Source organism: Thioalkalivibrio sp. ALgr3 (assembly GCF_000377325.1).
Classification (GTDB): Bacteria; Pseudomonadota; Gammaproteobacteria; order Ectothiorhodospirales; family Ectothiorhodospiraceae; genus Thioalkalivibrio.
In genome coordinates this window covers 1-2,717 of the sequence record NZ_KB898019.1, presented here as the reverse complement: position 1 = coordinate 2,717, position 2,717 = coordinate 1, and the positions used below count along the sequence as shown (strand labels likewise).

Here is a 2,717-nt window from a genome sequence, read left to right as displayed (position 1 = left end):
CCCCTGCATTCAATAAATTGTGGGGGTTGGCACCCCGGGTTCCCCGATCCTGCGTTGCGGCACTTGCCGGTAGAACCACTACCGGCTGCGCACCGCGCCTTGTCTCGCGGAACCCGGGGTGCCAACGCGAGCGTGTACATTGATCAGTGTTTCCCTTGGGCGCAGTGTAACGCGGCCCCGGCCTTGATTCCCGGCGCCCAGCGGGTACACTGCCCCCGCTACAAAAATTCCAATCGTCCCAGGAGAGCAGGCATGGCTGGACATTTCCCGTTCGCCGGCAAGCGCGGCACGCGCTACGGCCAGGCCCCGCGCGGCACCATCGCCGCATTCTTCGAGAATCACGGCTTTGGCGAGGAGCTGCAGGAGAAGTACTACAAGTGGTGGTACGACTTCGCCAAGGATTTCGTCGAGAAGGACAGCGACCTGTCCGTCACGATGATCACCCGGTTCAACAGCTACCCGATGGGTACCCACGCCGAGCACTCGTTCCATCTGAACGACAAGTACTGGGCGGAGTGCCTGGCCGAGCTGGGCTCGTTCATCCGTGACATCATCTTCCCCAAGATGGACGAGAAGGCGATGCACGATCTCGAGGAAAAGCACTCGAAGCTGCTGGCCGACCTCGAGAAGGAAGCGGAAGAAAAGCCGCGCGAGCCGGCGCCGGAAGTGGGCGTGTACCGCCACGTCTGAGGGCGGTCGCACCGCCATCGCGCGCATCGTCCGGCCCCGTTCGCGGGGCCGGTTTCGTTTGCAACCCCTGAAACCGTCGGAAGCCCCGCCCCATGAATGCCGCCAAGCGCCGCGAGATCTTCGAACGCCTGCGGGCGGCGAACCCCGAGCCCACCACCGAGCTGGAGTACAACACCCCGTTCGAGCTGCTGGTGGCGGTGATCCTGTCCGCGCAGGCGACCGACGTGGGCGTGAACAAGGCGACCCGGCGGCTGTTCCCGGTGGCGAACACCCCGCAGGCCATCCTCGACCTGGGACTGGACGGCCTGAAGGAATGCATCCGCACCATCGGCCTGTACAACGCCAAGGCCGAGAACATCATGAAGGCCTGCCGCATGCTGGTGGAACTCCACGGCGGCGAGGTCCCACGCGACCGCAAGGCGCTGGAGGCCCTGCCCGGGGTCGGCCGCAAGACCGCCAACGTGGTGCTCAACACGGCCTTCGGCGAACCCACCATCGCGGTGGACACGCATATCTACCGCGTGGCCAACCGCACCGGACTGGCCCCCGGCAGGACCGTGCTGGAGGTCGAGAAGAAGCTCCTGAAGTTCACCCCGAAGGAGTTCCTGCGCGACGCCCACCACTGGCTGATCCTGCACGGAAGGTACGTGTGCCGCGCACGCCGGCCGGATTGCGGGCAGTGTGTGATCCGCGATCTGTGTGAATACAAGGACAAGACCGAGGCCTGATGCGATGTACGGCGACCGCGACCGCATGCGAACCCAGTTCCTGGATGCCTGGCAGAAGGCCCGCAACGAGGAACCCCTGAGCGACATGGAACAGGTGCTGGTCGGCATCATCCGCGACCACCCCGAATACCATGCCCTGCTGAACGACCGCGAGAAGGCCCTGACCGCCGAGTTCCCGCCGGAGTCGGGGACCACCAACCCGTTCCTGCACATGTCCATGCACATGGGCCTGCGCGAACAGGCCGCCACGGACCGTCCGGCCGGCATCCGCGACCTGCACCGCCGCCTGTGCGCCCGCTACGGCGAACTGGACGCCGAACACCGGATGATGGAGTGTCTGGGTCAGGCCCTGTGGGAAAGCCAGCGCAGCGGCCAGCCACCGGACGAGGCGCAGTACCTCGAATGCCTGAAACGTCTGGAGGGCATTATCGGGGCATGAATTACGGGTCCAGGGAGGGACCATGGAACACGATCACGGCTACAAGCACCTGTTCAGTCACCCCGAGCTGGTGGCCGATCTCCTGCGCGGGTTCGTCAACGAACCCTGGATCGAACAGGTCGACCTAGATTCGCTGGAGCGGGTCAACGGTCACTACGTCTCCGACGATCTGCGCGAGCGCGAGGACGACATCGTCTGGCGCCTGCGATGGGGCGATGGCTGGTGTTACGTCTACCTGCTTCTGGAATTCCAGTCATCGGTGGACCGCTTCATGGCGGTACGCCTGCTGACCTATCTCGGCCTGCTCTACCAGGATCTGGTGCGCACCGGCGAACTGACCCCCGACGGACGGTTGCCGCCGGTACTGCCACTGGTGCTCTATAATGGTGAACGACGCTGGAGTGCCCCGATCGAAGTGCGCGAGCTGATCGCACCGATCCCCGGAGGACTGGAGGCCTATCGTCCGGATTTCCGGTATCTTCTGCTCGACGAGGGGGCCTTCGCGGACGCCGATCTGCCGGCACGCAACCTGGCCGCGGCCGTCTTCCGGCTGGAGCACAGCCGCGAGCCCGAGGATCTGCAGGCGGTCGTCGGGCGTCTGGTGCAATGGCTGAAACACCCGGAACAGCGATCCCTGCGACGGGCTTTCAGCGTCTGGCTGGGCCGAGTGGTCATCCCCGGCCACTTCGGCGAAACATTGGCGCCTCCGAACAACGACCTGCGGGAGATGGAAACCATGCTGGCCGAACGCGTAAAGGAATGGCAGCGCCGCTACGAGCAGCAGGGGCTGCAGAAAGGACTGCAGAAGGGCCTTGAGCAGGGCCTGGAACAGGGGCTGGAACAGGGGCTGGAACAGGGGC

At 65.0% G+C, this 2,717-nt stretch carries 4 protein-coding genes; all 4 read left to right on the top strand.

The features are described 5' to 3' along the window. The first annotated feature begins 252 nt into the window (after positions 1-252). Positions 253-690 carry a hypothetical protein gene (locus C998_RS0113775; protein WP_018871456.1) on the top strand — a complete coding sequence of 146 codons (438 nt, stop codon included), beginning with the start codon at positions 253-255 and terminating at the stop codon, positions 688-690. A gap of 92 nt (positions 691-782) precedes the next feature. Then, positions 783-1,418, top strand: coding sequence for an endonuclease III (nth, locus tag C998_RS0113770; protein ID WP_018871455.1), 636 nt, complete (start codon positions 783-785; stop codon positions 1,416-1,418). 4 nt (positions 1,419-1,422) lie between these two features. Continuing rightward, positions 1,423-1,857, top strand: a complete 435-nt coding sequence (locus C998_RS0113765; RefSeq protein ID WP_018871454.1) for a DUF1841 family protein — start codon at positions 1,423-1,425, stop codon at positions 1,855-1,857. A gap of 22 nt (positions 1,858-1,879) precedes the next feature. Then, a partial coding sequence (locus tag C998_RS0113760; protein ID WP_018871453.1) for an Rpn family recombination-promoting nuclease/putative transposase occupies positions 1,880-2,717 on the top strand: 838 nt, incomplete at its 3' end.

Excerpts from the sequence above, each read along its gene's own strand:
- C998_RS0113775 (WP_018871456.1), top strand. The coding sequence starts at position 253 with ATGGCTGGACATTTCCCGTTCGCCGGCAAGCGCGGCACGCGCTACGGC.
- nth (WP_018871455.1), top strand. The coding sequence starts at position 783 with ATGAATGCCGCCAAGCGCCGCGAGATCTTCGAACGCCTGCGGGCGGCG.
- C998_RS0113765 (WP_018871454.1), top strand. The coding sequence starts at position 1,423 with ATGTACGGCGACCGCGACCGCATGCGAACCCAGTTCCTGGATGCCTGG.